Here is a 25,056-nt window from a genome sequence, read left to right as displayed (position 1 = left end):
ACGCTATTTTAAATTTATAATAATGCAAGGAAAATTCTTAATCGAAAATATTTTAAATTTTTTAAAGTAATTCTAGATTTCAATCGTCTTCAGCATAAACCTTAACAATTACATTAATAATTATCCTCAATATGATTTCGATATTTAAAACCAATATTCAATCAGGAATTGAATTAAAACAAATTGCGCAACATTTAAACAATTTGCTTTCTGGGGCAACCTGGAGTATAGATTTAGCCGACTCAGATAAAATTTTAAGAATAGATTCTAGTGTTGATAAAATAGGTGATGCGGTTTCGCTGTTAACTAAATTTGGTTATGATTGCGAAAATTTGCAGAATTTTTATGCACCACCGGTTTGGTAAATAATACTTATTTTGAACTATCGTCATGCTGAATTTATTTCAGCATCTAATTGTTAAAATACACCCTGAAATTAATTTAGTGTGACGACAGTGTGAAAAGTAAATTATCCCTTTCTTAAATATTTCGTTAAAATCACAATGGTTTGGCCTTCTACCTTTCCTTCAATCTGTTCGGTATTATCGTGTACCAAACGAATGTTTTTTACAACGGTGCCTAATTTGGCGCTTAAGGTAGAGCCTTTAACATCCAAAGTTTTTACCAAAACAACGGTGTCGCCTTCGTACAATCGTGTGCCATTGCTATCTTGATGAAATTCTACAGTACCATCACCTTCATGGTCGCCGGTTTTTTTAGCCCATTCCAAAACATCATCTTCAAGGTATAAAATATCTAAAGCATCAGCAGCCCAGCCTTCGTTTCTTAACCGGCTTAACATCCTCCAAGCTACAACCTGTACAGGTGTAAATTCCGACCACATGGTTTCAGGCAATATTCTCCAATGGTTTGCATCAAGTTGTTCAGTTTTCTCAATCTGGTCTAAGCAAGTTTTACAAACCAAAATGGTGTTATCTGCATTTGCATTATCTGTCGGCGGAACTTCATATACAGATAAGTTATTTTCTGAAGTGCATAATTCGCATTTAGTATCTGAACGTGCTTGTAACTCTTGGATTAATGACATTTGATGTAGATTTTCGGCGAAAGTAGTAAATTATTTCAAATACATTATTGCTTTGTGCCTCGCAATGACGAAAGGTTTATTTGATGAAACGTAAGAGAAGATTACTCAATATTTATCTTTTTTGCAAATGAATTTCAGCCAACATACACCTCGCACTGCCACCGCCATTTTGCTCAATAGTATAAAGTGGTGCGTAAATGATTTTACTGTATTTTTTTAAGGCAGCTATTTGAACTTCATCAAGTGATTTATAGGCTTGTTCTGACATCACCAACAAACTTTCTCCATTCTTGTTGGAAATCTGCAGCATATTGCCTGCAAAATGATTCATCTGGTCTAGCGTAATTTTGATAATTTCTTTGCCTGAAAGACTCAAGGCTTTCTGTAAAAAATCACGTTCATGTATATTAGGAACGGAGTCAAGGCATACTACTGCAAATTTATCTCCGATGCACATCATCACATTGGTATGATAAATTGGGAAACCACTTGCATCAACTGCATTGAATATAACCGATTTATAGCCTGCCAACTGACAGAAATTATTTAATGCCTCGGCTTCTGTACGGATGCTTAAACAAGCGTAAGCAATTTTATTTGTCCTGTCTAAAACCATACTTCCGGTACCTTCCAGAAACATATTTACATTTTCATAAAAACTTAAATCGTTAATATGACTCACTTCAAAATTTGTTTTGAGTTCGTCTATAATCTCGCTCCTACGTTCTTGTCTTCTGTTTTCTGAAAACATTGGGTACAAATAAACCGTGCCATCCTCATGGAAAGAAACCCAATTATTCGGGAAAATAGAATCTGGTGTTTCAGGTTTGATGGTATCATCTATCACCGTAACATCTACCTGGTTGTTTCTTAATAATGTAACAAATTCATCAAATTCCTTTAAGGCTTGGGCTTGTACATCACTTTCATCAGAAGCAACCTGAAATTTATTATTGCCCGCAGTTTGCTTGTTGAATTTAAAATCAACCGGGCGTATCATTAAAATGTGTGAAGTTGATTGCATGTTAGTAACAAGTATTTAGTATCAAGATAGGGTTGCAGTTATAAGTCCATTATCCATCAACCATTTTACATTTATAAATCGTCTCTTAAAATTGGTAAACTCATACAATGGAAACCGCCACGGGCACGAGATAATTCTGCCGATGGCATTAAAATCAAAGTATCGGTTATGGTTTCTACATCAGCTTTGCCACTTTCCAAATCCTGTATTAAATCTTTCACATCTACTACTTTAAAGCCAGCAGCTTCAAAAGCTTCAATGGTTTTGTCATTTCTATCATAACCCAATACTACACCTTCTTTAATCGCCAGAAGATTACAAGAATCCGTCCATTGCTCTCTCGAATCGTAAGGGAAAGTATTATTTCCGCTATAAATGATTTTAGTGGGTTCGCTGCTTTTTAAATCGTTTTGACTAATATCATTTAACAAAGCCTCCACATGTTCGAAAACTTTTGGCTCACCGGGGTTGGCTTTGGTAAACTGAATGGCGGTTGTTGCTTCAAGCTGTTCTGGTTCCTTTAAGAAGTTTATCGGCTCATGCGGATTGTATTTTGGAGAATGTGCAATCGAATTCAGAATTACCCAAGTATTGCGTTTCACTTGTGTAAAAACAGTATCTAAATGCATGTAATCGCGTTTGCTTGGTATTTTAACCACTGTAACTTTCTCAACCACATCATTATCGAACAACAATTTAATGGCTTCATTTGCACCATGTTCTGACGTTCGCTCACTGCAACCAATTAATACATGTTTTTCGCTTACCATCATTACATCACCGCCTTCTAAGGTTGTGCTAAAGGCTGGTTCATCCCCTGGGCGCAAGAAATGCATGGTAACATCAGGGATCTCAAGAACATTTTTATGGTAATCTGCAAATAGTGGATGGTTAAAAAAAATATAGCGCATTAAAAGCGTTTCCCGGACGCGGGCTTTTTTTGCAGGTTTGTTTAATAAAATATGGTTGTTGATAGTTGTACCGACATCTCTGGTGAAAATCAAATTTGGTATTGGCGCAAAAATCATGGTGTCGTTTGCCAAAGTTCCGGATATGAAAATCTCTGCCAATTCCTTTGGATCGGTATTGGTGAGCTCCATCTGTACCTTGTACGTGCAACCCTCAATAGCCGAAACAGCGGCTACTAATTTCTTGCGGATGGATTCATTTTCCAGCACTTCGCTCAATAAATTCTGAACTTCGATTACTGATTTGGAGTTGTGAAAATCCGGATGATTTGGTTTATAGAAGTTACGATTTCCTTCTTCCGAATCAATATGGTCAAGCTTTCCTTTAATCTTTTCAGAGTCGAGGAAATACATTAATAATTTGATGTAATAATCATATTCGCCCTTACGGATGGTATCTAAATGCACAATGTCTTCAAAAAGCCAATCCTGCGCCTTTGAGGGCACAACCTTGCCTAAGCCGCTATCAGGACTATGGATCAACAACTTACGCAAACGGCCGATTTCGGTTTTTACGTTAACTTTAAAATTTGGGTTTTGCTCGCTCATAAAATAAGTTAGTTATTGCAAATCTATTAGAATTTTTGAAAAGTCGGAGGTTGGAAATTTAGATGCAGTCGCTTTTCCTATGGGGATTGATACCATTTTTTCTAATTCTTTGCCGTTTTAGGATTCCCAATCAAGTTGGGAATGACGAATAGTCTGAAATATTCCGTTATTCTCGCGTATGCGGGAATCTTAAAGCTATATATTTTTACAGCTTTAAGATTCTCATACAATTTTGAGATACCCTTTTTAGATCGGATATCACTTAAGACTTCGGACTCCCGACTTCGGACTTTTTTCTTATTTTTACGCCATGAATTTTATTATTACCGCAACGCTTGATGCTATTAAAGAACTCTACAACGAAGAAGTAGCTGAAAGTGTTATCAATATACAAGAAACCCGTAAAGAGTTTGAGGGGCAGGTGACTATTGTTGTATTTCCGATTACCAAAATTTCTAAGAAATCTCCGGAGCAAACAGCAAATGAAATTGGCGAGTATTTGGTTGCAAATGTTGCCGATATAATCGCTTTTAATGTGGTAAAAGGTTTCTTAAACCTGAGCATCTCTGAAAGTTATTTTCTTAATCAGTTTAATACAGAAATATTAGTTGATGATTTCGGTGCTTTCAAACCGAATGGCAAAAAGGTAATGGTAGAATATTCTTCGCCAAATACCAATAAACCACTTCACTTGGGTCACGTTCGTAATAACTTATTGGGATATTCAGTTTCTGAACTATTAAAGGCTTATGGTTACGATGTTGTAAAGGTAAATTTGGTTAATGATAGGGGTATCCATATTTGTAAATCGATGTTGGCCTGGCAGAAATGGGGTAATGGCGAAACACCTGAAAGTGCTGGCTTAAAGGGCGACCACCTGGTTGGAAAATACTACGTAATTTTTGATAAAGAATACAAAAAAGAAATTGATGCGCTAAAGGCTGAAGGACAAACTGAAGAAGACGCCAAAAAGAATGCACCATTAATTAAAGAAGCACAACAAATGCTTTTGAAATGGGAGCAAGGCGATGAAGCAGTAGTTTCCCTTTGGAAAACAATGAACGAATGGGTTTATGCAGGTTTTAATGTTACCTATAAAAATCTGGGTGTAGATTTCGATAAGTTTTACTACGAAAGCAATACCTATTTATTAGGAAAAGATACGGTTGATGAGGGTCTGACGAAAGGTGTTTTCTTTAAAAAAGAAGATGGTTCGGTTTGGATTGATTTAACTGCCGATGGTTTAGATCAAAAGCTGGTTTTGCGTGCTGATGGAACTTCGGTTTACATTACCCAGGATTTAGGTACTGCTGCTATGAAATATGATGATTTCCAGATGGATGAATCTATCTATGTGGTGGGAAATGAGCAGGATTACCATTTCAAGGTATTATTTTTAATCTTGGAGAAACTTGGCAAGAGTTGGGCTAAAGGTTTATATCATTTATCTTACGGGATGGTTGATTTACCAAACGGTAAAATGAAAAGCCGTGAGGGAACAGTAGTTGATGCTGATGAATTAATTGCAGATATGATTGCAACTGCTCAGGAAAAGACCGAAGAACTTGGTAAAATCAACGATTTCTCTGAAGACTATAAAACGGAACTTTATAAAAATATTGGTTTAGGTGCCTTAAAATATTTCTTACTTAAAGTGGAGCCTAAAAAGCGTTTGCTTTTCGACCCGAATGAAAGTATTGATTTTCAAGGAAATACCGGGCCGTTTATTCAATATACCCATGCCAGGATAAAATCTTTATTAAGCAAGGCGGAATACAAGTTTGAAGTTAGTAGCCCGAAATCTGGTGGATTGCTGCCTGTAGAATTAGAAATGATTATGCAATTGGCTAAATACCCTGCCGAAATTGAAATTGCGGCTAAGGCGCATAGTCCGGCGAGTTTGGCAAACTACTTGTATGAACTGGCTAAACTTTTCAATAAATTCTACCATGAGATTCCTCCAATTGTGAAAACAGAAGATGGTGAGGCTAAGCAATTACGTTTAAATCTGAGCAAGAAAACAGCTGATATTATTTATAAAGGTATGTTGATTTTAGGCATTACTTCGCCAGAGAGAATGTAGTTAGAATTGATGATTTAAGAGTGAGAGATGGATAATGGGGTTTTTACGATTTGTTAAAAACCAATAACCAAATTTCAATTACCATTGATTATACGCAAATTGAGACTATGCTGTTAAATTCTCAAATCCTGTTCAATGATTAATGAACTGATTTTACTTTGTATTGCTGCTTTTTCAGCAGGCTTTACTGATGCTATTGTTGGTGGCGGAGGGTTATTACAAACACCTGCCACCTTGTTAATATTGCCTCATTATCCTGTTGCCACCTTGCTTGGCACTACTAAAATTCCATCAATCGCTGGTACTTCGCTGGCTGCTTATAAATATTCAAGGCATGTTAAATTTAATTATAAAATCTTGGCTGCTTGTGCTTTCACTGCGTTTTTTGCCGCTTTATCTGGTGCCTTTTTGGTCAGCAGGATTGATAATGCTGTAATCAAGCCTATTATTTTAGTCGTATTAGTTTTAGTTGCCATCTATACCTATTTCAATAAACAGTTTGGCATCCATCAGGAGAAAAATCATACAGTTAAGAAGCAGGTTCTTATCGCTGCGTTATTTGGCTTAGTGCTTGGTTTTTACGATGGTTTGATTGGTCCAGGGACAGGTTCTTTTTTAATACTGGTATTTATTGCGGTATTGGGCTTCGATTTTGTCGGGGCAAGTGCCCATGCTAAAATCGTAAATCTTGCCACAAATTTAGCAGCCATACTTTATTTTAGCTCAACCGGGCATATCCTCTTCCAATATGCCATTCCTATGGCTATTTTTAATACCACAGGCGCCTATTTCGGTACAAAACTCGCTTTGCTTAAAGGCAATAAATTTATCCGAATCTTTTTTCTACTGGTTGTTTTCGGTACGATATTAAGGTTTGCTTATGATGTAATCTTTCGTTGATCGTTTTTCGTCAACGGTTTATCATTACCTAAAATGATGAACAATCAACGAAAAATGACCAACGAAACTATTATCCCTTTTCAATCCCAGACTTCACCGCCACAGGTTTCTTCTTTCTAAAGGTTGGAAAACTCATCGGACTTCTTGCAGGTCTTTCATCGCCAAGTAAAGCGCCCCATTGTTTGAACATTTCAGTACGGTCGAAAATAACTTTTAAAACGGCCACGATAGGTAAGGCGAGGAACATTCCGGAGACGCCGGCTACACTGCCACCAATAAATACCCCTAAAATTGCAAAGAGCGCATTGATTTTTACTTTTGAACCAACAATACGTGGCATTAAAATATTATTATCCAGGAACTGTACAAAAGCTATAACACCTAAAACGGTAAGCACTGGCCATAATTCTTGCGAAGAAGTAAGCGTAAGCAATACACCAATTACATTTCCAATTAATGCACCAACATAAGGTATCAGATTTAAGATTGCGAAGATAACACCTATTAATAAAGCATGTTTAATACCGATAAGCATTAAAATTCCACCCAATAAAACGGTCATATAAGTAATCTGTATCAATAAACCTATTAGGTAACTTTTAATGATTGATTCTGTTTCGTAAATGGCATCTTTGACCTTTGGGTGGTGTTCTGTATTAAACCACATGAATATAAACCTTAACAGGATATCCTTGTAAAAAAGCATTAAATAAATATAAATTGGCAACAAACCAATAAATACAAAAACACCACTTAACGTAACTGCAGCACCACCCGCCAATGATGTTCCCATGTTCATTAGATCGTCGCTCTTATCTTGTATGAATGCCTTTTGCTGATTAGTATCATATTTTGAAATTCGACTAATCCAATTGCTAAGCGAATTAATATGCTGATTTACATTTTCCTTGATCTGCGGGAAATCTTTAACTAAAATGCCAATCTGGTTGGAAAAAAACCATATAATTAAGCCCACAAAAAGGGCTACCAAAAGAATAGGTAATATAATCGCCAAGCTTTCTGGTACCTTTTTCTTTTTGAGAAATCGATACACGGGTAAGAGCATAATACTGATGAAGAATGCCATTAATATAGGCATGATAATATCGCGACCGACCACCATCACCGCAACTAGTGCAATTAAGCCTAACAATTCAATTGAACGCTTAACAGTAAGTGGTAAATTATTTGTCATAGTTTTTAGGTTTTTCTGATAAACAGGATTTGTTTGTAAATGTTTTGAGATAGTGATAAATATTGGTGATGTTTCATTTCTGTCTACATGGCGCTGTAACTTTAGTTGACTTTTGACTCCGCTCAGAATAATAATGTTTTAGGACTATCAAGGTTATTCTTCGGTATCCTTAATAAAATGTCTATCCACGTTCTAAAGGATGAAACTCGCTTGCAACTTCTTTCTCGTGGCATAGAATATCATTGGAGCGTGGTGCTTAGATACAGGGATTACAGTAGGTTTATGGTACTAGCCAACACGCATTGTACACGGACTTGATATGGATTTGAGTCTGTATTATTGTAAGAAAAAAATATGGAAGTATATGCTGGATCAGCGTTATCCGGTGTAGTTCGTAAAGATAAGATAGTGTTCTGAATTTCGTCCGAAACAAAAAGTATTCTTATAAAAAATTACGCTGTACTCATACAAATCACCACAGATTAAATTATTTTTGCGTTTTGTATTAAGAAAACATGGACAATCAAGATACCATAATTGCCTTATCAACTCCTCCCGGTTCGGGTGCCATTGGTGTTATACGCTTATCTGGCCCTGATGCCATCAGCTTAACTAATTCTGTTTTTGCCGGAAAAGATTTGGAGAAGCAGCATACTCATACTTTACATTTTGGGTTAATTAAGGATGGGGAGAGCATAGTTGATGAAGTAGTTGCGGGTTTATACGTGGCACCAAGATCTTATACAAAAGAAAATGTTGTTGAAATTTCTTGCCATGGCTCAAACTACATCATCCAACAGATAATTAATTTATTGATTAGCAAAGGTGCAAGAGCAGCTAAACCGGGAGAGTTTACTTTAAGAGCATTTTTAAATGGTGCTTTTGATTTAAGTCAGGCAGAGGCTGTTGCAGATTTAATAGCATCTAATTCAAAAGCTTCTCATGATGTAGCCATGCAGCAAATGCGTGGTGGTTTTGCCAACGAATTAAAAGCTTTGCGTGAGCGATTGATTCACTTTGCTTCGATGATAGAACTTGAACTTGATTTTGCAGAAGAAGATGTAGAATTTGCTAACCGTGAACAGTTAAAAGATTTGGTTAATAAGATTAACCAGGTTTTACGACGCTTGATTTCATCATTCGAGATGGGTAACGTAATTAAAAATGGTGTACCCGTGGTGATAGCAGGCAAACCAAATGTTGGCAAATCGACGCTATTAAATGCTTTATTAAACGAGGAACGTGCCATCGTATCAGACATTGCCGGAACGACCAGAGATACTATTGAAGACGAACTAACTATTGGCGGTGTGGTTTTTAGGTTTATAGATACTGCAGGAATACGCGATACCGCCGATATTATTGAGGCCTTGGGTGTGGAACGTACACTTGAAAAAATGAAGCAAGCCAAGCTGATTATTTACATGGCTGATGCTAAGCAAAGTTTAAGTGAGTTGGAAGAACAAATCAGAGGTTTGGCTCAATTGGCTATACCTTACCTTGTTTTGCTTAATAAATCAGATTTAATCGATGAAACACAGCGTAAAGCGTTTGAAAGCTTAAACGTTGTGTTTATCTCTGCAAAAGAAAAGATAGGCATCGAAGCACTTAAAGATACCTTATTGGAGCAAGTTAATTTGCACCACATTAACACCAGTGAAACTTTGGTTACCAATATTCGTCACGTAGAAGCTTTAAAACAAACGGAACATGCCTTGAAACGTGTACTGGATAATGCAGATAATCCGGTAACCTCCGATTTTCTTGCCATGGATATTAAACAGGCTTTACATTATCTGGGTGAGATCACTGGAACGGTTACGACAGATGATTTACTAGAAAATATATTTACTAAGTTCTGTATCGGTAAATAGATAGGACAATTCAAGCATAGTAACGACAAGTTACCACAATTAAATCGCTAATTATAAAATAGTTAGCGATTTTTTTATTTTCTCATTTCTTGTAATTAACCATTGTTTTGCATAATTTTGGTACATAGTTGGTTACATTTTCGAATTAGCTGCTACAAATCTGCGTGGCGTGTTTAACTTGAGAAATTAGTAAACAAAACGATACAAAACGATATAATTTAATACGAAAAAACAAGGTTTTTAAATATTATGTCTAGCAATATTAAACTAAATAGGGTTTGTGTATACTGTCACAAAAATTTCGTTGCGAGAACTACAGTCACAAAGTTCTGTAGCCTAGACTGTAATCGACGGCATTATAAGGCGAAAAAAAGGGAATTTAATATTGAAAACAGCGATCTAGAGACTTTGAAAAAAGTAAATGATCACCGTGTAGTTAATCAGACCAAAAATCTCTTAAGTATTATTGAAGCGGCAAATCTGCTGGGATGTTCACGAGCGACAATATATAAAATGATAAAAATGAGAAGACTTAATGCTGTAAACTTTCTTGGAAAGCTCACTAGAGTCCGGCGGGAGGATATTTTAGCTAAATTTGACGCTAACTTTCAGGAACTTTCAATAGCAGAGCCATTAAAAACTACAAAGACTTCTACTAATATTACAGAGGACCAGAGCATTAAAAACTATTATAGCATTGATGAACTAGTGATTATCTTCAATAAAAGCAGGACAGCTCTTTATACTGCTTTTGCAAGGGCTGGTGTGCTGGCCAATGCCTGACCTAATGGGCTTTGAGGGGAGATATCCCCATATCCAACAGTGGTAATGGTGACGATTGCCCAGTATATCGACATGGGTATGCTGGTGAATCCACTACTGTCACCTTCAATAATATACATTAAGGTTCCAATAATGGTGACCAGAGTAATTACGCTGGAGAGGAACATGACAATCTTATAAAGGCTTGCCTTCAACGCTTTTTTTAGAATATCCCCCTCGTAAAGAAATTGGGTAAGCTTGAGTATCCGGAAAACCCGAAGCAGTCGAAATGCCCTTACCACAACCAGGTATTGGGTTCCCACAAAAAAAAGGCTGAGATAGGTCGGAAGAAAGGCAACAAGATCTACAAGACCATAAAAGCTAAAGATGTACCTCATTGGCTTATGACTGCTGTATACCCGGAGGGCATACTCCAGGGTGAAAACGATTGTAAACAGCCATTCGAGGATGTGGATAAGCAAAGAATGACGGTCCCTGACCGAGGCCACGCTTTCCAAAAAAACCGATAGGATGCTCAAAACGATAAGTATCAAAAGGCATACATCAAACAACTTGCCCATCTGGGTGTCTGATCTAAATATGATGATATAAATCTTTTTTCTCAGGATATCGTTCGCCCTTTTCATTCTTCTGATTTTTTTGATCGATGTAAATTACCATTATATACCCGGAATTAAAATTCGCGAAAAATTTAAAAATGTATATTTGGATTTTTTAGTGGACAATATGGAAAAAACAACGATTGAAAAAATAATGGCACCGGTGAGCCGATTTATCCATCTGGAATATACCAGCGGAATCGTACTCATGATCAGCGTGTCAATCGCTATCGTATGGGCAAATTCTCCTTTTCACGATTTTTATGAGCACCTGTGGCACATCAATTTTTCAATTGGTTTTGATGAATTCATGCTGAGCCATCCTTTGCATATCTGGATCAACGATGGGCTAATGGCGATATTCTTCTTTGTGATTGGCCTCGAGCTCAAGCGTGAGTTTATGGAGGGCGAGCTTTCCTCACTCAATAAGGCATCTCTTCCTATGACAGCCGCACTTGGGGGAATGGTAGTACCTGCAGCCATTTATTTTTTTATTAATAAGGAAACGGATGCTGCCCATGGGTGGGGGATTCCCATGGCCACGGACATCGCGTTTGCGCTTGCGCTGCTTTCGATGGCAAGTAAACATATTCCGGTTTCGGTCAAGGTTTTTCTTTCAGCTCTTGCGGTAGCTGATGATTTGGGCGCAGTATTGGTAATCGCTTTTTTCTATACCGAACAAATCAATTTTATTTCGCTTGCCATCGGGTGTGGCTTACTTCTGCTGTTGATGATAGGGAATTTTATGGGTATCAGGAGCAGTTTGTTTTACCTCATGCTGGGTATTGGGGTTTGGATAGGCTTTCTACTTTCGGGCGTACATGCCACGATTGCAGGGGTACTTGTCGCTTTTACCATTCCGGCAGTGACTAGAATCAATGAAGAGATTTATTCTTCCAACCTTCGAAAGCTGTCTTACGATTTCGAAGCTGATATACCGGAACGGGGAAGCCTGATTACGCCCAAACAGAATAAGACGATACAAAAAGTGAAGTCACTAAGCATGGCTGCAGAAACTCCTTTACAAACCATAGAACATGCTTTGCACCCTTGGGTGGCGTTCGGTATCATGCCGTTGTTTGCCTTGGCCAATGCCGGCATTGTTATCACTTCGGACTTTTTCACATCAGTGGCCAATCCGGTATCCATTGGGGTTGCCGCCGGACTTATCATTGGAAAATTTACAGGTATACTGCTATTTTGCTGGATAATGGTCAGGTTTGGGTTATCCAAATTACCCCAAGGGGCCAACTGGAAGCACATTTCCGGAGTGGCACTACTTGCTGGAATAGGATTCACAATGTCACTTTTCATCAGCGGGCTTGCTTTCAAAAACCCGGTTTTCATTGAGCAGGCTAAATATGGAATTCTGGTTGCATCAGTGCTCGCGGGTATTTTTGGGTCAATCATTTTGAACCGTATAGGCAAAACTACCGTTGTTGGAACCCAAGAATAGGTTTTGAGAGGTTTCCAATTCGGTTTGAACGCCACAACGAAGATGAATTCTTCAGATGAGTAGTAATACGTCGATAAGGTAGGTCCGTTATGGATAATTTAAAATTAGGGAATGAAGTATTTTCCCGCTCAGCCAATGGTTTTTTGCTGTTCAATAATCTATATAAACCTTCACTAATCCCTTGTTTGGATAAGCTATATTAAAAGAAAAGCTGATTTACTCCCTTCGTTAATAATAAATTATTTTCTACTTTATTATTTCAGGAATTTCCAGACAATAACCAAGTTTTATAGTCTGAAGTTTTTTAAGCTGATACCTTTGGTGTACAAAATAGTAAAACATCCCGCCAGTAAAATAACAAACTGCATCAACGGGATCTGCAGTGAATCGACCGGAAAAACCAGGCAGTATAAGCTCAAATAATATTGATGCATATAAAGCAATTAACAATGTATACCATAATGGGTAGGATTGGTAATGTTTTACAGAAAGCAACATGGAGGAAAATATGTTGGTAAGGTGAAGTGTGAAGGGAATGAATACCAGGTCGGTCAAGTAATCATTGAACAATGGTATAATTATCCTAAAATATCTGCAGATGTGGACAGATAACCAGCTTAAGATGTAAAATATGTAAAAGCCATTAAAGAGTCTCATCAAAGTGCCAGAAACGCAACTCCTAGAAAAATGATGCTCACCACTATCCCCCCGATAATCATTCCTGTATTTCTCAGAAACTTGGTTTCCCCATCCTCAATTTCTTTTCTGCCATAAAGTTTATTTTTGGTTTTCTGATAAAAGTTTTCATTTTTCTTTGCTTCTTTTTCCTGCGTGGGTGCTTTTCTTTCTTCCATATTCATTATATCTACAACTGGTTAGATTAAATGTTTGTTTATCAGCACGGAATTAACTTGGTTGTGTGATTATATCCGGCTAATATAACCTCAACAGAGATAGAATTGTATTTGCATGGTTCCAGTAACAGTTTTTCTTATTTTACTTCTGTTATGCATGTTTGATAGGTTTATGAAAATTATAATTTACCTGCTTTTGGCTAAAAACAATTGAATCATGAACCAGTAAAAAATTAAATTGAACTTAATTATTAAATGCCTCTCTTTTTGAGGATGATAAAACAATTCCCGACTAGATCGCATTATTATAGAAATTAAAAAAAATGAACGAGCAGAAAGTGATCTCCAAAGACCTCCAGAAATTCATAGAGCGTTTCCAGCCCAATAAATTTAAAATTATCTCCTCCGGGATCGAAGTGAGGGGAATGATGAATATCCATCAAGCCATCGAGTTGGCCAGGAAGGTTATTGAAAAATTTAAGCTCGACCTGGTGATCAGGCACGATGCCGATATGGTTGGCTACGGAGGATTCGAAGTCAAAAGCCTTTAGCTCTATCAAACGCTATGTGGGGTGAAATTCCTTTATTATGAGTATGGTGCCCGCGAAAAAGGATAAATGTAAAGCGCATAGGTTTGCGGCTTTATTAACGGAAATTATTCCTTAATACCTGTTTATGGATTTGGTTCAGCGATGAAAAATCTAACTTCTTTCATTCCTAACCGGGAATAGGGCGTCAAAGCAAAAAAACATCCGTCTTTTGGACGGATGTTCTTAACAATGTATGAAAGTTATTATTCTTATCCTATCTTAACGTTGATTGCGTTCAGGCCTTTTCCGCCCTCTTCTACATCATAGTGGGTAAACCTAAATAGATGACCCCGTTCCAACAGAAATAAATTTGATGTAAATTATTGCTATTCTTTCTACTAGCATTTTGGCGAAAAGGGGTCAGTGAGATTGGTTTTTCCAGCTATGAGCTCGCAAAGAAAATTAAAGCGTATGGATTTTTCTCCTATGCTATCAATGAAGCGCTGCACTTATCTGAAAAAGAAAAAATAAAGATCATTTCTGTTTTTCAAAGCATCGAAGAAGAATTAAAAGGAAGGATCGATAATTTCAGCTAGGACCTAGTTATTTCCCAGATAGAACTGCTGCTGAATTATGCGAATCGGTTCTAAAATAGGCAATTCATCACCCGTAAAGTAGTAAGCAGCGATCTTCTTCAAAAGGTAGAAGATATTTTACAGCTTTACTTCCGGCCAGCAAATCCTCAAAAGCAGGGGCTGCCGACTGTACAATTTCTCTCCTCGCAATTAAACGTCAGTTCCGGTTATTTAAGTGATATGTTGCGGTCACTGACAGGACAAAATGCACAACAGCACATACACAACCATCTGATCGAAACAGCAAAGGAACAGTTATCGACAACACAGGCTTCGATAAGCGAAATCGGCTATGAGTTAGGTTTTGAGCATCCCCAGTCTTTTAGTAAACTTTTTAAGCTTAAAACCAGTCTCTCGTCCTTGGATTTCAAGCGTTCTTTCAATTGACATAGGTAAAATATCAGTAAATTAGTTCAGTCATTTCGTTGCGATGATGGGGCCAAATAAACTGAACTAGTAAATATGGGAGATTTAGCCCGGAATGATTTAACTCATTTCGGAATATAGAGTCGGTGTATTTGGAATAAACTAACCATCTCAACAGATTAATAAAGATTAATCATTTCTTATTTTAGACTGGTCAATCCGGCAAGGCATCACTTTATCAAATGAACCCGAAATCTCCGCCTCATTAACACCTATATTCAATCATTGGAACATTCCTCTTTTTGTGATTCTGATTGTTGCGTCCGAAAGAGTTTTTCAATCATATACAAAGGAAATGTTGAATTTGAACCAAATTTTTTGGTTTTATTTCAAACGACATCGACTGAATAAATGCGTACCTATAAATCTTGGCGCTTATTTAATATCTTTATGGTTTAAATTTAAAATGTTCGAGTTGAATTATATGAAACGAGCGATTTTATATATTATTCTGTTTTTTGGGGCCACATTGGCTAATGCTCAAACAAGTGAGCTGGACGAACTTCCCATGCCTGTATTGCGGCAAAAACTTGCTACCGCCAAGGAGGATACGACTAAAGTGAAATTACAGCTAGCCTCCGGACATTTGATGCTATTGATGCCTACCAAGGGACAACGAGATGTTGATTCGGCAATCAACTTTGCTAATCAAGCCCAAACACTCAGCCGTCGGCTCAATTACCATTATGGAATTATTAATGCAATGCTATTGGAGGTGGAAACCTTGTATGATCGTGGGAAGTATAAGGAAGGAGTAAAACTCGCTGAGCGTGCCCTTTCCTTTTCCCGTCAGAATCAGAATAGCGATGGAGAGGCGAGGTCATACCATTTGCTATCAAAGCAGTATAACACGAATTCACCAGCCGAGCTACGTACCCGAATATGGGTTAATGATAAAGCCATTGCCATATTCAGGAAAAATAAGAATATCCATTCCCTTGCAGATATGTTAACGGTTAATGCCGACATGCTCTTCCAGGCTGACCGGACTACAGAAGCCCTGAGATTTCTTTTTGAAGCATTAAATTTGGGAAAAGGAGTGAGCTTAAGAACTGTAGAAGGGATTTACTGGAATATCGGTAGAAATTCCTTTAGATTAGGAGACTATGATAATGCCCTAAAATACAGCTTGAGAGCCCTAGAAACCGCCAGAAAGGTTAATGACACCACTGCCCAGGTATGTGTAATCAATTTAACCATTGCATCCAGTTACATTAAGAAACAGGATTATTACCGTTCGTTACCTTATTCTAAAGAAGTAATCAGAATTGCCAAAAAGTATAATCATGAGGGCTTCGTACGTGAAGGGGGCTACCAACTTGCATCGGCCTATACACACACCAAGCAAATTTCCAAAGCTTTAGCTGTACTGGATGAAATTAATGGCCGTCCAGGTGGTTTTTTAAAAAATATAGCGCTAAAGATAGAGTATATCAATACACTGACTTATGCTAAACAGTTTCAGCGCGCCACAGTATATGTAAATGAACTGGAGCGTTTATTGCCAAAAATCTTCCCTGAGAACATTCAGCACATTATGAACGTTCATAATGTGCTCGCCTATTTCTACACCGAGACAGGGAAAGTTAATAAGGCTTATCAACATACAGAGTTACATGCTCAATTAGCACACAAATTAAATTATGCCAGAGGTGTTCAGACTGCCGAATATAGGTATTATCAGCTGGTCTCAATAAAAGGAGATAAAAAGTCTGCCCTGGCGCATTTTCAAAAAGAAAAAGCGATTAAGGATTCCATTGATAATGTTTCAAAAGCATATCAGATATCTCTTCTTAGCATAGAAAATGAGGCAATGGAGAGAAACCGGCATATCGAACTGCTTACAAAGGATGCACTGATCAAAGATATCAAAATGAAGCGAGTGGAGCTTATGCAACGTGTGGCGGTTGGAGGCATAATTGTGCTGTTTGTTGTAACAGCCCTAATTTTTAGCAGGTACCGGCTGAAGCAGAAAAACAATGCCATGTTATTAACACAAAAGTTGGAAATTGATAAGCAGAATGATGCCCTTAAGCATCTGGTATCCTACAAAAACCAGCTTTTAGGTGAAAAAGATCTACTTTTGAAGGAAGTAAATCATAGGGTTAAAAATAATTTGCAGATTGTAATGAATCTGCTGGCCTCCAAATCTGTCTATTTGTCCAGTGAAAGCGCCCAGCAGGCAATTTTAGATAGCCAGAGCAGGGTTCGCTCGATTGCCCTTATCCATGATCAATTGTATAAAACAGATAATATTACTCAGATCAGTATCTTTTTATACATCAATGAACTAGTCGATTCCTTCTACGACTTTTTAGGTAATGATATCAATAACATTGAGATACTGTGCGAGGTTGACGATTTTATGCTTGATGTTTCACAGGCCATACCCATAGGTATAATTTTAAACGAAATGGTGACCAATGCTTTAAAATATGCATTCCCTAATCACCAACAAGGCACGATAACGATTTGTGTTAAAAAAGTAAATCAGTTTGTAGAGGTAGAAATCAGTGATGACGGTGTAGGAATGCCCATGAATTTTGACATGTCGAACGTGAATACGCTTGGGATCAATCTTTTAGAAGGATTAACGGCGCAGCTCGGCGGATCACTTCAGCTTAAAAATAAAAACGGGTTGACCATATCCCTTAGATTTCCATTAAAATCGGCATCCCAGCTTGAATATGGTGGTTTAGCTAACGAGTTGGCGGGTACACAATAAAAGCTGGAAATGCAATACTAATGGATTTCCGAACAATGGTGTTGGCGGCTTTTTTTATTAGGGAAGTTAATGCGGCTAACCAAAACCGCTAAGTCGAATTTACAGGCCGTTGAGGTTATTATTAATACAGATTTCAAAATTCATTAGTATTTCAAAGCCAGATATACTTTTGAGATAAGTGGGATATAACAACATTTTGATTCAAGTTTACAACCCTCCGGCCCGGCCATTTCTATCAATTGGGGTCTATAAAATTTTTCAAAGATCATTTACTGAATTTCTTAGCGTGTTGACTTTACGAATCCTGGGATGGAAGATAATCCTGCCGCCGGATGTTCAATTTCAATAATTTCGATTCCAGTGTTGTAGGTTTAATTTTGAGTAATTCTGCAGCACCATTCTGCCCCCTTATTCTGCCTTTCGCTATCTTGAGTACCGCTATCAAATGGGACCGTTCTGTTTCCATCTGCATCTGCTTAACATCATCCAATGTTTCAATTGAACTTTTAGGAGGATTGCTGATTGAGTTGTCCGTCAGTGGCTGCTTTAAAGTTAATTTATTTTTTCCCTCATTCAATATAACAGAACGCTCAATTATATTTTCCAGTTCCCGAACATTACCAGGCCATTGGTACCCCAACAATTGTTGCATCATTGACTCATCAACTTCAGGAATGGGCCTATTGAACTCTCTACAGAATTTATTAACAAAGAAACTCACCAAAGCCGGAATATCACTTTTTCGCTCCCTCAAAGGAGCAATTGTAATTGGAAATATGTTCAGCCTATAATATAAGTCCAGTCTAAATTTTCCCTCAGCAACTTCTTTTTCCAGATTTCGGTTCGTAGCTGCCACTATTCGTACATCCACTTTAAAAGGTATATTACCGCCAACAGCACTTATTTCTTTTTCCTGTAGTACCCTGAGTAATTTAACCTGCATATCCAGCGGCAGCTCTCCAATCTCGTCTAAAAATATGGTTCCCCCGCTGGCAAGTTCAAACTTTCCTTTTCTTTTTTCGGTTGCACCTGTAAATGCACCCATTTCATGTCCAAAAAGTTCCGATTCTATAAGAGATGAAGGTATTGCCCCGCAGTTCACTTGAATAAAGGGCTGGTCTCTTCGTGGTGATAGTTGATGAACGGCCCTTGCAATTTTTTCTTTACCCGTCCCACTTTCGCCCAGTATCAAAACTGATGTGTTGTAAGGCGCAACCTGGATGGTTAGATCCAGGGCGGCAAGTAATAAGGAGTCGCGGCCAATTATACCATTGAATTCAGGACGCTCAGGATATTCTGATCCAGTATTGGCGTATTCCTTCAAAGTTTCGCTGGCAAAAGGTATTTCGGGATGGAACATTTTCTCGGTAACGTTAGTCAGGCATTTGGTGAAGAGTTTCAATACACCTGCGTGTTTCTCGGTATATAATTCCCTTTGCCGACTGTAGAAATTGTAGGAGAATTCTGTTCCGGTAACGATCTTTAACCTGAAGTTCAGGCTAGATTCCATTTTGAAATAATCCATCCAAATCTTTTTATTAGCTACCGTCGAATTTCGGATGAACTCCAGGTTGTCTGCATTAGGCTGAAAGCTATCTGGCTTTTTTACTGTGCTGCCTGTTTTTTTTCCCAGAGGCGCTTTCGGGCTCGCAGAGTCCATTAAATCAGCTTCAGTAATAAATTCGTATTCGCTGAAACCCGTTCTCAGATAGCCACAATTTACATAGCCACTGTCTGAGTCAGCTCGGGTAACAATTAAATCGAAAGGAATAAACGTTCTTATCGCCTGACTAACTTCCAATAATTTTTGCTTTGCCTCAGATTTGCCATTACTAATATCCAATAGTTGTTTTTGTAAAGATACTTCTTGTAAAAGCCTGGCCTCGACACTGTTTTTCTGCCGGTACCAGGCAATATCCAGTGTGACAATTAGGTCTTTTTCCCGAAATGGTTTAACCAAAAAACCATATGGGTCTGTTTTTTTTGCTTCTTCTAATATCGTCTGGTTGGAATTAGCCGAAAGATAAACGAAAGCGATATGCTGTGCAGTTAAAGTTTTTGCTAAATCAATTCCAGAACGTTCACCATTAAGCATGATGTCAAGTACGACAATATCAGGCTTCTGCTTCTCCATATGTTCCAGCGCATCCTCAACAGATATTGCAATGCCGACTATGCTATAACCTGCTTTTGCTAATATTAAACGAAGATTATTCGCAACGACATATTCATCCTCAACGATAAGCACTTTCTTTGCCATATAAATATAAATTTAACTAAATAGTTTTTTTTGGGTGTAAAAATCTGATTTTTATTTGGACGCCATTGTTATTTTTAATCTCAAATGTACCTTTCAACTGTCTGGCAAGTCCTTGCATTAAATCTAAACCTAGGGAATTCAAGGGGGATTTGTCTATGCCTTCGGGTAATCCGCTTCCGTTGTCGGCGATGAAGAGCAATAGATGGTCAGTTCCGTCTTGTCCTAATGAAATATCGACAATTCCTGCTTTGCTGTTCAGGAATGCGTATTTTATGGAATTTACTATACTCTCCGTTAAGATAAGACCCAAAGGAATTGCCTGCGTGACATCCAAATTCAAGCTTTCGATATTCTGATTAAAAATAATCCTGTGCTTATCATCAAAACTGTCACGAAGGTAATGAATAAGTTCATCAATATATTCTGGCATAAATATCGTTGATACGTTATCATCCTGATACAACTTCTGGTGAATCATTGACATAGCCTGCATCCTGCGTAAACTGTCATTTACAGCTAAAATCGCCGCATCATTATCAAGATATGTGGTTTGCGAACTTAGTAAGCTTGTTACCATCTGGAGATTATTCTTGACCCGGTGATGCACTTCTTTGATTAACCACTCTTTCTCTTTCAACAACTTCTCATGTTCGGTATTCAGCCTTTCCAGATAGCTATTTTTCTGATCCAATTCGCGCTGATTTTCTTCAAGTTTCTGGTTGGTTCTTTGTTTAAGTTGATATCGGCTAAAGATAAGTGCAGTAATTATGGCCAGTAAAACTGCGCCGCTAATGATGCCTTTCTGGATTAATTTCGTACGTTTCAATGCAGCGTCCTTAAGCTGTCCCGCTTTGGTAAGTGTATCAATATCATTATTCTTTTTCTCCGTATCGTTTTCAATCTGCAAAAGCGATACCTGATAGGCTTTAGTCACATTATCTATCGAATCCTTGATTCCCTGGGCTAGTAGGTGATGTTTAATAGCGGATTGGTAGTTGCCTTGTAACGAATCAAGCTTAAAATACATGTTTTCAACTGACCTGACGCCTATAGGGAAATTGAAAGACCTGACAACAGCTTCGTAGGCCTCTGCATATTCGTAGGCTCGCTTTATCTGCCGGGTGTCAATATAATAGGAGGCAAGAAAATTATATGCTGTAATTCTATTATTAAAATTATCCGGAGGTAACTTTTTTAGCAGCCGCGTCACTTCATCCGCATATAATGCCGCCTGCTTATATTTTTTTGCATGGTTAAGGCTTCCCAGAAAGTAGGTCATAATGTGAAGTGAATCGGCATCATTTTTTGCAAGCGGCCAAATATTCCGCAATAACTTCAGCGACTCTTGCAGTTTATTCACCCTAGAATAGTTGAAAGCAGCAGAAACAGATATGGTAAATATATAGTCAGAATCATTATAATGCCGGGCAATTTCCAGGGCTTTCATAGCATAGGGAATCGCCTGCTTATAATCTTTCATATAAGTATAGACGCTTGAAGTAGTAAAATTTATACTGGCAACTGTCAAGGTTGTATCCTTAACCATCTTTGCATGTTTAAGGGCAAGAAGAGAGTACTTCAATGCGCTGGGAAGATCGCCAAGTTCATTTAATGTCCGGCCGATAAGCCAGTATATTCCCTGAATAGACTTATTTCCGATTGTCTTATTAACGTTGATTGCCTCAAAAAGTATTTTTATTGCTTCCATGTGCTGTCTGTTTAATAGCAACATTTCTGCATCACCCTGCAGGGAAGAGGCAAGACGGTACAAGTTCCGGGTTTTTCTGAAAATCGAACTCGCTTTTCGATAGTAGTTCATTCTTATAATCAGTTCCTCTGGTTTGGATATTGAATAGTGCTGGCCGATTACGATATAAGATTCTGCAATCCCGGTTAAATCCTGTACTTTAGTGGAATACGCTAGCGCCTCTCGCGCCAGGCTCAAACCGGCATCCGGTTCATTTCGTTTGTTCAATGCAAGTGCGTTGAGCAAAATTGAGTTAATGAACCCTCTTCTATAACCGATTCTGCTACTGGTTGCGCCGGCATCCGCGCAAAGCCTTATGGCTGAATCTATCTCAGCACTTCCACTACCTGGTTTCAGCAATAGCACCCTGCCCAAGGCAATTTTTAAATTTATTGCCGTCGTGTCTGTGTTTTGCCTTGCCAGCTTCAGTTTTAACTGTGATATGGAAAGTTCTTCCAGTCGGCTGTTTTGCGCAGCTACAGTAATGCTTGAGAAAATAAACAGCATCAGCAGATTAAAAATTTTCATAAACATAGTTCGGCGCTTTGGTTTTTCAAATTAAGGAATAGCCAGAGGAAACCTGGCAAAACACCAGTAATAGCATTTATCAGAATTATAATAAATAGCGTGTAGTCTGTCTGGATCTATAAATAAAATGATAGCATTTATGAAAATCATTATTTCATATTATTCCGCTATAGTCTGAACTTCATTTACTCGAAAATAACCTTTATAGAATGATAAAGTTAACCATCAATATCAGATTACATGTCCTCTATATTCTCGCTATTCTTTCAACCTCACCCATAGTGAAAGGCCAGAATCTGGAGCTGGATTCAGTTACGATAATCCCTCTTAAAAAATATGATAGTGTGGGCAGGCTGCACCGAAAAGTTTTTGGCGAGAACTATCGGAAAGATTATGCCCGTCCTGTCAGTGTGCCTGTAATCCGGCTGTCCCAAATATCCGGTGGACTTACCGCTATTCAAGCCGGTGGGGGAAATCAGTCCAGGACGCTAAGGTTGAAGGACACCGCAGGTAAGGAATGGACCCTGAGATCGGTACAGAAGTTTCCTGCAGTCTTACTTCCAGTTCAACTCAGGGAAACATTTCTATTGGGAATTTTAGAAGATAACATGTCCGCTCAGCATCCTTTCGGAGCCCTTGTTGTACCCGTCTTGGCGCAAGCCGCGGGCATACCCCATAGTAATCCCGTGATCGGCATTGTCGCCCAAGAAGCTGGGTTAGGCATTTACGAAAAGGATTTTGCCAATACATTATGTCTTCTGGAAGAGCGGGAACCCATAGGTAAATCAGATAATACAGCGAAAATGCTAAAGCAGGTAGCCAAAAGCTATCGCAACCGGGTAGACTGGGAAACCTATTTAAAGGCCAAGGCGTTGGATGTGTTAATCGGTGACTGGGATAGGCACGAGGATCAATGGCGATGGGCCATACACATAGATGCGGGTGGCACAATGTACTCGCCGGTACCACGTGACCGGGATCAGGTATTTTACCGTTCGGATGGTATTGTGCAACGGCTCGCCCAGTCCAGCTGGTTATTGCCAATGATGCAGGGTTATGAACGAGATATTAAAGATATTAACTGGTTTTTATGGGAAGGCAGAAATCTAAACTCGCAGATATTTTCAGGAGTCAGTCAGGCGGATTGGAAAAATACCGTTAGGGAATTTTGTTCAACCATGACAGACTCATTACTTGCAAAGGCATTACTCAGGCTTCCCGATTCGAGCGACCCGGAAAGCATCTCGCAGATACTATCGCAGATGAAGAAGCGGCGAGAATCTCTGCCTGGTTTAATGGATCAATATTATCTATTCTTAAACAGGATCGTGGATGTGCCGCTCAGTGATAAGGACGAATTGGTCTCTCTGGTAGAGAAAAGTAATGGAAATATACAGCTAAAGGTGTCTGGCCATGGCATGGGGGGACTTCAATCAGTGCCAATCCTACAACGAGAATTTAAGCCGGAAATTACTAAGGAATTGCGCATCTTTCTACGGGAAGGAAAGGACAGTGTTTTTCTGATGTCTGATCATTCAAAGATTAAGGTCCGTTTGGTTGGTGGATCCGATACAAAAACCTTGAATGTTCGATGGAATGGTAAGTCTTTAGTCTATTATGGAAATCCTCAGGATCGCATAATTGGTACCCGCAATGATCTGACCGCCAGATTATCAAAGGATACGGCTAATTTTACCTATCTCGCTACTGATCTTTATTCTCGAAAACTGACCCTGGCCAACTTTGGTTTTAACATAGACGATGGTACAATGATCGGTATCATTCACAGATTTACAGTCCCTGGTTTTAGGAAACAGCCCTTCTCAAGCACCCATTCACTTTCAGCATTATATGCATGGAATACTTCAGCTTTTAGCCTGCAATATTTGGGTGAGTGGCTGCACGCTATTAAAAACAATGATCTACTTATCGATTTGAAACTAAATGCCCCGAATAATACACGTAATTATTTTGGCTCCGGGAATGAAAGTATGTTTAACCGGAATGAGGCACCCATCAGCTTCTATCGTGCGCGATTCGACTTATATACCTTAAAGGTTTCGATGAGGAAGCGTTGGGCTAATCATCACTTTTTATTCGGGCCGATGTTTCAATATTTTTATTATTCAGATTCAAAAAACAATGAAAAATTCATAAATGGTTATTTAACGCAGAATAATTCCGATTTACTTTTCAATCCACGTAAATTTCAGATCGGCGCCTCATTCCAACTGCATATCGATAACAGGGACAGGGCAGTTCTGACCCGGTCGGGAACACTCTTTAAGTCAACGCTCGAATTATTGACCGGACTCGGACAATCCACCAGGCGAGCCGGAATACTGAATTTAGATTTTACATTTTTTACCAAACTGGATAATAACGGTACCGTTGTCTTTAGCAATCGCATAGGCGCGGGGCTTAGTGCAGGACGACCATTATTTTTTCAGTTGCCGTATCTTGGGGGGAATGAGAATTTAACCGGCTATAGAAACTTCCGTTTTGCAGGTGATTACAGCGCATTCAACAATGCAGCGATCAGGATAAAAATGGGAGAGTTTTTGAGCTACATTCTCCCGGGAGAATTTGGGTTCCATGCACAATATGATCTTGGCAGGGTTTGGGTAAGAGGGGAACATAGCGACCGCATGCACCATGGAGTTGGAGCTGGACTTTATTTCGCCCCGGCATCTTCTGCGCTAATTAATTTGACGGCTGGATATTCAAATGAAGGCTTTTATCCGACATTGTCCTTGAAAACCCGTTTGTAATTTTCGCTCAAATTAACGAGATAGTGTACTGATGATGTTCAGCTTAATGCTATTTTTTATACAGTGTCGCTATAGCACAACTCGAAGATATGACCAGGAAA

General features: G+C 38.5%; 18 protein-coding genes. 10 read left to right on the top strand and 8 right to left on the bottom strand.

The features are described 5' to 3' along the window. Window positions 1-131: 131 nt before the first annotated feature. Window positions 132-365, top strand: coding sequence for a hypothetical protein (locus QWY86_RS18500; RefSeq protein WP_290244288.1), 234 nt, complete (start codon window positions 132-134; stop codon window positions 363-365). Between the two features lie 104 nt (window positions 366-469). Here the strand turns inward: QWY86_RS18500 and QWY86_RS18495 are convergent, their stop codons facing one another. From QWY86_RS18495 to QWY86_RS18485, 3 genes are all read right to left on the bottom strand, one after another. Further along, window positions 470-1,048: a PhnA domain-containing protein gene (locus QWY86_RS18495; RefSeq protein WP_290244287.1), complete on the bottom strand. Its 579-nt coding sequence runs from the start codon at window positions 1,046-1,048 to the stop codon at window positions 470-472. Between the two features lie 112 nt (window positions 1,049-1,160). Next, window positions 1,161-2,072: a citrulline utilization hydrolase CtlX gene (ctlX, locus tag QWY86_RS18490; RefSeq protein ID WP_290244286.1), complete on the bottom strand. Its 912-nt coding sequence runs from the start codon at window positions 2,070-2,072 to the stop codon at window positions 1,161-1,163. A gap of 71 nt (window positions 2,073-2,143) precedes the next feature. Beyond that, complete coding sequence (locus QWY86_RS18485; protein ID WP_290244284.1) at window positions 2,144-3,589, bottom strand: arginine deiminase family protein; 1,446 nt, start codon at window positions 3,587-3,589, stop codon at window positions 2,144-2,146. 310 nt (window positions 3,590-3,899) lie between these two features. On the opposite strand from QWY86_RS18485, the gene argS reads away from it, so the two are divergent. Together argS and QWY86_RS18475 are read left to right on the top strand one after the other, a co-directional pair. Further along, the gene (argS, locus tag QWY86_RS18480) at window positions 3,900-5,672 is read left to right on the top strand and encodes an arginine--tRNA ligase (protein WP_290244283.1); all 1,773 of its coding nucleotides are present in this window, start codon (window positions 3,900-3,902) and stop codon (window positions 5,670-5,672) included. Window positions 5,673-5,807: 135 nt separating this feature from the next. Continuing rightward, window positions 5,808-6,572, top strand: coding sequence for a sulfite exporter TauE/SafE family protein (locus tag QWY86_RS18475; protein ID WP_290244281.1), 765 nt, complete (start codon window positions 5,808-5,810; stop codon window positions 6,570-6,572). A gap of 70 nt (window positions 6,573-6,642) precedes the next feature. Here the strand turns inward: QWY86_RS18475 and QWY86_RS18470 are convergent, their stop codons facing one another. Continuing rightward, window positions 6,643-7,767, bottom strand: coding sequence for an AI-2E family transporter (locus QWY86_RS18470; protein ID WP_290244280.1), 1,125 nt, complete (start codon window positions 7,765-7,767; stop codon window positions 6,643-6,645). A gap of 515 nt (window positions 7,768-8,282) precedes the next feature. On the opposite strand from QWY86_RS18470, the gene mnmE reads away from it, so the two are divergent. Then, entirely contained in the window at window positions 8,283-9,641 is a 1,359-nt protein-coding gene (mnmE, locus tag QWY86_RS18465; protein ID WP_290244278.1) for a tRNA uridine-5-carboxymethylaminomethyl(34) synthesis GTPase MnmE, read from the top strand. Window positions 9,642-10,049: 408 nt separating this feature from the next. After that, window positions 10,050-10,424 carry a helix-turn-helix domain-containing protein gene (locus tag QWY86_RS18460; protein WP_290244276.1) on the top strand — a complete coding sequence of 125 codons (375 nt, stop codon included), beginning with the start codon at window positions 10,050-10,052 and terminating at the stop codon, window positions 10,422-10,424. Here the strand turns inward: QWY86_RS18460 and QWY86_RS18455 are convergent. Beyond that, on the bottom strand, window positions 10,382-11,050 hold the full coding sequence (locus QWY86_RS18455; RefSeq protein ID WP_290244274.1) for an ion transporter: 669 nt from the start codon (window positions 11,048-11,050) through the stop codon (window positions 10,382-10,384). The genes QWY86_RS18460 and QWY86_RS18455 overlap by 43 nt on opposite strands. 79 nt (window positions 11,051-11,129) lie before the next feature. Between QWY86_RS18455 and nhaA the strand changes: the two genes are divergently transcribed. Further along, window positions 11,130-12,479, top strand: coding sequence for a Na+/H+ antiporter NhaA (gene nhaA / locus QWY86_RS18450; protein ID WP_290244273.1), 1,350 nt, complete (start codon window positions 11,130-11,132; stop codon window positions 12,477-12,479). A gap of 656 nt (window positions 12,480-13,135) precedes the next feature. Here nhaA and QWY86_RS18445 read toward each other — a convergent pair. After that, window positions 13,136-13,333: a hypothetical protein gene (locus QWY86_RS18445; protein WP_290244272.1), complete on the bottom strand. Its 198-nt coding sequence runs from the start codon at window positions 13,331-13,333 to the stop codon at window positions 13,136-13,138. A 323-nt stretch (window positions 13,334-13,656) separates the two neighbouring features. On the opposite strand from QWY86_RS18445, the gene QWY86_RS18440 reads away from it, so the two are divergent. The 3 genes from QWY86_RS18440 to QWY86_RS18430 all read left to right on the top strand — a co-directional run bounded on the left by QWY86_RS18440 (window position 13,657) and on the right by QWY86_RS18430 (window position 17,649). Next, entirely contained in the window at window positions 13,657-13,884 is a 228-nt protein-coding gene (locus QWY86_RS18440; RefSeq protein ID WP_290244271.1) for a hypothetical protein, read from the top strand. A gap of 641 nt (window positions 13,885-14,525) precedes the next feature. Continuing rightward, the gene (locus tag QWY86_RS20180; protein WP_353958928.1) at window positions 14,526-14,885 is read left to right on the top strand and encodes a helix-turn-helix domain-containing protein; all 360 of its coding nucleotides are present in this window, start codon (window positions 14,526-14,528) and stop codon (window positions 14,883-14,885) included. Between the two features lie 463 nt (window positions 14,886-15,348). Continuing rightward, window positions 15,349-17,649 (top strand): histidine kinase dimerization/phosphoacceptor domain -containing protein, encoded by a 2,301-nt coding sequence (locus tag QWY86_RS18430; RefSeq protein WP_290244269.1) that lies wholly within the window; start codon window positions 15,349-15,351, stop codon window positions 17,647-17,649. A gap of 295 nt (window positions 17,650-17,944) precedes the next feature. Here QWY86_RS18430 and QWY86_RS18425 read toward each other — a convergent pair whose 3' ends face one another. Together QWY86_RS18425 and QWY86_RS18420 are read right to left on the bottom strand one after the other, a co-directional pair. Next, window positions 17,945-19,909 (bottom strand): sigma 54-interacting transcriptional regulator, encoded by a 1,965-nt coding sequence (locus QWY86_RS18425; protein WP_290244267.1) that lies wholly within the window; start codon window positions 19,907-19,909, stop codon window positions 17,945-17,947. Between the two features lie 16 nt (window positions 19,910-19,925). Beyond that, window positions 19,926-22,184 carry a histidine kinase dimerization/phosphoacceptor domain -containing protein gene (locus tag QWY86_RS18420; RefSeq protein WP_290244265.1) on the bottom strand — a complete coding sequence of 753 codons (2,259 nt, stop codon included), beginning with the start codon at window positions 22,182-22,184 and terminating at the stop codon, window positions 19,926-19,928. A 209-nt stretch (window positions 22,185-22,393) separates the two neighbouring features. Between QWY86_RS18420 and QWY86_RS18415 the strand changes: the two genes are divergently transcribed. Next, complete coding sequence (locus QWY86_RS18415) at window positions 22,394-24,955, top strand: BamA/TamA family outer membrane protein (protein WP_290244262.1); 2,562 nt, start codon at window positions 22,394-22,396, stop codon at window positions 24,953-24,955. Window positions 24,956-25,056 lie beyond the last annotated feature (101 nt).

Origin of the sequence: Pedobacter aquatilis (assembly GCF_030409415.1) — a bacterium.
GTDB lineage: Bacteria > Bacteroidota > Bacteroidia > Sphingobacteriales > Sphingobacteriaceae > Pedobacter > Pedobacter aquatilis.
Note: the sequence above shows the minus strand (reverse complement) of the source record. Positions and strands in the feature narration are given on the sequence as shown.

What these genes read in the sequence shown, in the direction of transcription:
- argS (WP_290244283.1), top strand. Translation starts at nt 3,900, where the DNA reads ATGAATTTTATTATTACCGCAACGCTTGATGCTATTAAAGAACTCTAC.
- QWY86_RS18420 (WP_290244265.1), bottom strand. Translation starts at nt 22,184, where the DNA reads ATGAAAATTTTTAATCTGCTGATGCTGTTTATTTTCTCAAGCATTACT.
- QWY86_RS18415 (WP_290244262.1), top strand. Translation starts at nt 22,394, where the DNA reads ATGATAAAGTTAACCATCAATATCAGATTACATGTCCTCTATATTCTC.
- QWY86_RS18445 (WP_290244272.1), bottom strand. Translation starts at nt 13,333, where the DNA reads ATGGAAGAAAGAAAAGCACCCACGCAGGAAAAAGAAGCAAAGAAAAAT.
- QWY86_RS18475 (WP_290244281.1), top strand. Translation starts at nt 5,808, where the DNA reads ATGATTAATGAACTGATTTTACTTTGTATTGCTGCTTTTTCAGCAGGC.
- QWY86_RS18485 (WP_290244284.1), bottom strand. Translation starts at nt 3,589, where the DNA reads ATGAGCGAGCAAAACCCAAATTTTAAAGTTAACGTAAAAACCGAAATC.
- mnmE (WP_290244278.1), top strand. Translation starts at nt 8,283, where the DNA reads ATGGACAATCAAGATACCATAATTGCCTTATCAACTCCTCCCGGTTCG.
- QWY86_RS18440 (WP_290244271.1), top strand. Translation starts at nt 13,657, where the DNA reads ATGAACGAGCAGAAAGTGATCTCCAAAGACCTCCAGAAATTCATAGAG.
- QWY86_RS18430 (WP_290244269.1), top strand. Translation starts at nt 15,349, where the DNA reads ATGAAACGAGCGATTTTATATATTATTCTGTTTTTTGGGGCCACATTG.
- QWY86_RS18470 (WP_290244280.1), bottom strand. Translation starts at nt 7,767, where the DNA reads ATGACAAATAATTTACCACTTACTGTTAAGCGTTCAATTGAATTGTTA.
- ctlX (WP_290244286.1), bottom strand. Translation starts at nt 2,072, where the DNA reads ATGCAATCAACTTCACACATTTTAATGATACGCCCGGTTGATTTTAAA.
- QWY86_RS18425 (WP_290244267.1), bottom strand. Translation starts at nt 19,909, where the DNA reads ATGGCAAAGAAAGTGCTTATCGTTGAGGATGAATATGTCGTTGCGAAT.
- QWY86_RS18455 (WP_290244274.1), bottom strand. Translation starts at nt 11,050, where the DNA reads ATGAAAAGGGCGAACGATATCCTGAGAAAAAAGATTTATATCATCATA.
- QWY86_RS18495 (WP_290244287.1), bottom strand. Translation starts at nt 1,048, where the DNA reads ATGTCATTAATCCAAGAGTTACAAGCACGTTCAGATACTAAATGCGAA.
- QWY86_RS18500 (WP_290244288.1), top strand. Translation starts at nt 132, where the DNA reads ATGATTTCGATATTTAAAACCAATATTCAATCAGGAATTGAATTAAAA.